This window comes from Lysinibacillus sp. NPDC095746 (assembly GCF_044763535.1).
Classification (GTDB): Bacteria; Bacillota; Bacilli; order Bacillales_A; family Planococcaceae; genus Lysinibacillus.
Genome location: NZ_JBIWGL010000060.1, coordinates 1 through 4,654, shown reverse-complemented (window position 1 = coordinate 4,654; position 4,654 = coordinate 1). Strand labels below are relative to the sequence as shown.

General features: G+C 31.5%; 3 protein-coding genes and 1 rRNA gene. All 4 read left to right on the top strand.

The window, feature by feature from the left end; genetic code table 11:
- Positions 1–77: ribosomal RNA gene (rrf, locus tag ACIQ7N_RS23710) — 5S ribosomal RNA — on the top strand; the annotation flags it as partial.
- A gap of 327 nt (positions 78–404) precedes the next feature.
- On the top strand, positions 405–1,574 hold the full coding sequence (locus ACIQ7N_RS23460; protein ID WP_402936648.1) for an ATP-grasp domain-containing protein: 1,170 nt from the start codon (positions 405–407) through the stop codon (positions 1,572–1,574).
- A 39-nt stretch (positions 1,575–1,613) separates the two neighbouring features.
- Positions 1,614–3,296 (top strand): methyl-accepting chemotaxis protein, encoded by a 1,683-nt coding sequence (locus ACIQ7N_RS23455; RefSeq protein ID WP_402936646.1) that lies wholly within the window; start codon positions 1,614–1,616, stop codon positions 3,294–3,296.
- Positions 3,297–3,488: 192 nt separating this feature from the next.
- Positions 3,489–4,382: a patatin-like phospholipase family protein gene (locus ACIQ7N_RS23450; protein ID WP_402936644.1), complete on the top strand. Its 894-nt coding sequence runs from the start codon at positions 3,489–3,491 to the stop codon at positions 4,380–4,382.
- Positions 4,383–4,654: the final 272 nt, after the last annotated feature.

Below are 4,654 nucleotides of genomic sequence, written 5' to 3'. Positions count from 1 at the left end.
CCGAACACGGAAGTTAAGCTCTTTAGCGCCGATGGTAGTTGGGGGCTTCCCCCTGTGAGAGTAGGACGTCGCTAGGCAATGTAAACAGTCAGCTGAGTGCTGGCTGTTTTTTTATAAAATTATACAAATAATAATTAACCAATAGTAAAAAATCGAGAAGCTAATGTAAGCCTCTCGATTTTTTTAATGTTTACTTTAGCAAAAGTTAATCTTTATATAGTTAAATATACTCATTAGTATTTACATATTCAATATGCTTTCATATTAATTTCAATGTAATATTACCCATAGTATTAAAAGGTAATATTATGGCTTTTATAGGTATTATATATTAAAATAGGTAATAGTTATTTTTACATACTATATAGATATGTAAAAAAAATATACAAATAGGAGTGTAAATATTGATAATACTAGATAGACCTTATGTTTCGGAATTATTAGCGGACACAATTAGTAAGAATAAAATTCCGGTAATCAAATTAAATGAAGTTTTTATACCAAACGAATCTACTATAAATTTAAAAAAGGTAGACGATTTGTTGATTGAATTAGAGAAGGGGAATTCTCCAATTCTCTTTAACTCTGAAAATGGACTTAATATTTTATCAAAATATGCGCCTAATCACTATTTAACAACTGTTACAGATATTTTGAAAAATAAAGTTACTTTTAGGAAAACATTAAGTAGACATTATACAGATTTCTTTTTCACAGAAGTTTCTCTAAAAGAATTAGAAGAATTAGATCCTAGTGCTCTACCTTTCCCTATTATTGTTAAGCCTGTTATAGGATATTCAAGTATAGGTGTACATCGTATTGATAAGGTAGAAGAATATAAAGAAACTATTAAACAACTTAAGTTTGAAATGGAAGTTACAAGTTCAGAGTATCCAATCGAAGTTATTAATAATCAATCATTTATAATTGAAAAATTAATTGAAGGCGATGAATACGCTGTTGACGTATATTTTACAGAAGATGGGGAACCGGTTATCCTAAATCTGTTTAAAAGAATGTTTAGGCATGAAAAAGACATGAGCGATAGAATTTACTATACGGGTAAGCAAGTAATAAACGAGTCCCTCAACAAAATTCAAGAGTTTTTAAGAACTATTTCATCGTTTTTCGCTTTAAAGTCCGCCCCTATACATATCGAAATTCGCATCGATAAAGACCAGATTGTTCCTATTGAAGTAAATCCACTAAGATTTGCTGGTATCGGGACAAATGAACTTGGCGTTCATGCATATGGTGTAAACGCATGTGAGTACTTTTTTAAACAAGAAAAGCCTGATTGGGAAAATATAGTTAATCAAATGGATGATTCAATTTATAGTTTTTGTTGTGCTGAAATAGATGCCTCTATTGATTGTAAGCAAGTTGTATCTATCAATCATGAAGCGTTTAAACTAAACTTTGGTGAAATTTTAGAATATCGACCAATGAATGTGAATGAAAGCTCTACTTTTGCTGTAATCTTTCATAAGTCACCGGATTTAAATGAAAATAGAAGGTTATTGAATTTAGATCTGAATCAATATATAACGTTAAAAGAAATGGTATTTGTTTAATAATGACTAATTTTTTAATTCCAGTTAGGAGCGTTAATGATGTTTAAAGGTATGACAATTAGAAAGAAAATATTATTAAACGTATTAATGCCTATTGTTGTTATAAGCACAATTTTTAGTTTAGCCATCTTTATTGTAGCTGATCGTTTAATTGACGGGTATATTATTCCTCAGTTTGAAGAGAGCTTAACAATGAAAATGGAGGATTTTAATGAGTTATTTGATAAAGAATTAATCAATAGTGCTAAAACAAACAAAAGTGCATATCAAGAACTATTGTCTAGAGGAAATGCATTTCAAAAAGAGTATGATTTAGAAAATGTCTATATTATGAGTAAAATAGATAATAAAGAAGTCATTTTATTTTTAGGTAATGACGATAAGTATTTATCACCACTAGCGTTTACAGATGAACAAAAAGCAGCACTAGGTACAACTAAAATGGTTACAAGTGATATTTATATAGATGATTACGGCGCCCATAAGTCAACATTTTTACAAGTTCAAGGGACAGATTCTGTCTTAGGATTAGATGAAGATGCAGATTTTATAGTTGATCTAGAAAATTTACTAATAAAAGTATGTGTATTATTAGCGCTTATATTTATTGTAGTAAGTGGTATACTAGCATATTTCACTGCTAAAAGAATTTCTAAACCGTTAAATGAACTTGTTGATTATACTAAAGTAATTGCAGCTGGTGATTTAACACAGGAAATAAAAAATACAAGTAATGATGAAATTGGTCAACTTGCATCAAGTTTTAATAGTATGCAAGTACAGCTAAAAGAAGTTATAGGTCATGTATCCTCAACAGCAGACTATGTAGCAAACGGGTCTAAAGAATTGACTCAAAGTATAGAGCAAGTGACAGAAATGGCTAATCAGGTATCAGCAGCAGTTCAAGAAGTTTCAGTAAGTAGCGAAATGATAACAACTGGGGCTATTCAAAATCAAATTGCCATTAGAGAAATATCACAGGGGATAGTAGAAATTACTGAATCTACTACAAACGTCTCTGATGAATCTATTAAGACAGCAGAAGAATCCAATCAGGGTAATAATGTCATTCAACAATCCGTACAAGGAATTGATTCAATTAACGAGCTTTCAAAAGCCTCTATGCAAATGACAGAACAAATGCATCAACGTTCTAAAGAAGTAGGACAAATTACAAATGTCATTACAAGTATTTCAGATCAAATTAATTTACTAGCACTAAATGCAGCTATTGAGGCTGCTCGTGCAGGTGAATACGGAAAAGGATTTGCTGTTGTCGCAGATGAAATAAGACATTTAGCAGAACAATCTGCTAAATCTGCTAATGACATAACTAAATTAATCTCTGAAATGCAAAACAATTCTAATGAATCGGTTGAAGCTATTACGAGAGTAGTAGATGAAATTGATCAAGAGACTGTTGCAATAAGATTGGCTGGAGATACTTTCCAAAAAATCTCATCTCTAATTTCAAACATTAGTATGCGAACGCAATCAATTGCTTCAACAGTAGAACAAATATCAGCAAGCTCTGAACAAGTATTAGGGACTACTGAGACAACTGTGCAATCATTGGAGCAAACATCAGCAGGTACCCAAAATATTGCTTCAACTATGCAAGAGCAATCTGCTTTTATGGAAGAAATGCTAGGAACAGCTAATCAAGTAAATGATATGGTTGAAAATTTAAAAGGTCAAATTGCACATTTTAAAATTAAGTAATCTAAGCAATAACAACAACTAAGTTAAAAGGATTAGCTCTAACTTGAACAGAGCTAATCCTTTTACTATTTTTAGATCTGTATGCGAGTATCAAAGTCTTTTGTAAATTCGACAAAATACTCATTGAGTTCGTTCTAATTGTATATAATTCTTTATATAATGTAGCGATTACCTGAAAAAGGAGAGGAAATTTTGTGGATTGATGGTGTTTTTTCTGGTGGTGGTTTGAAGGGGTTTGCACTAGTTGGGGCGTATCAAGTACTAGAAGCTGAAAATTTCCGCTTTAAACGGGTAGCTGGAACAAGTGCTGGGGCCATATTAGCTGCTTTTATTGCTGCAGGATATAGTGGAAAAGAAATTCAAACGATGTTAGAAGAGTTGGATGTACCTTCATTACTAGATCCAAGGAAAACAATTTTACCTTTCCCGTTTATGAAGTGGGTTAATGTTTATCACCATTTAGGTTTATATAAAGGGAAAGCATTAGAAAAATGGTTTTTTCAGAAATTGGCGGCAAAAGGTGTTTATACATTCGGAGATTTACCTAGAGATTCATTAAAATTAGTGGCTTCAGATTTAACAAATGGCCGAATGATCGTTTTACCAGACGATTTACAAAAATATCATATTGAAGCGAGGAACTTTTCTGTAGCAAGTGCTTTACGTATGAGCTGTGGCATACCGTTCTTCTTTGAGCCTGTTACATTAAAAACAGGAAAAGGAGATTCAGTTATAGTAGACGGCGGGGTATTGAGTAATTTTCCGTTATGGGTATTTGATGATAGAGAAGGACGTAAGATGCGACCAATTATAGGACTTAAATTGAGTAGACGTAGAGAAGAACAACATCCACATGAAATCAAAAACGGATTAAATTTATTTGAGGCTTTATTTACTACTATGAAAGATGCTCATGATGAAAGGTATATTTCAAGACGGCATGAACGAGATATTATTTTTATACCTGTCGATGACTATAGCGCCACACAATTTGATTTAGATGAAGAGACGAAAGAAACGCTTTTAGAAATAGGAAGAAACCGTACTATTCAATTTTTAAAATCATGGCCAAGGTTTAGGTTGTAAAACTTTAAAAAAAAAACAAATAAAACTATTGACGTTCTATGAAGTGGGTGATATTATATAAAAGTTGCTGCTAAACATGCAGCTAGAACAATATAAAAATAAAATTACTGTTTGACATTATGTATAAAACATGTTATTATATAAAAGTTAACTCTTAACAAAGAGATGACGATTTATAAATGAACCTTGAAAACTGAACAAGCAAAACGTAATCAATAAAGTTTTTAGTAACTAACCTTGAGTTAGTGAACGAAACAAAATTTTGGACATCA

What these genes read in the sequence shown, in the direction of transcription:
- ACIQ7N_RS23455 (WP_402936646.1), top strand. Translation starts at nt 1,614, where the DNA reads ATGTTTAAAGGTATGACAATTAGAAAGAAAATATTATTAAACGTATTA.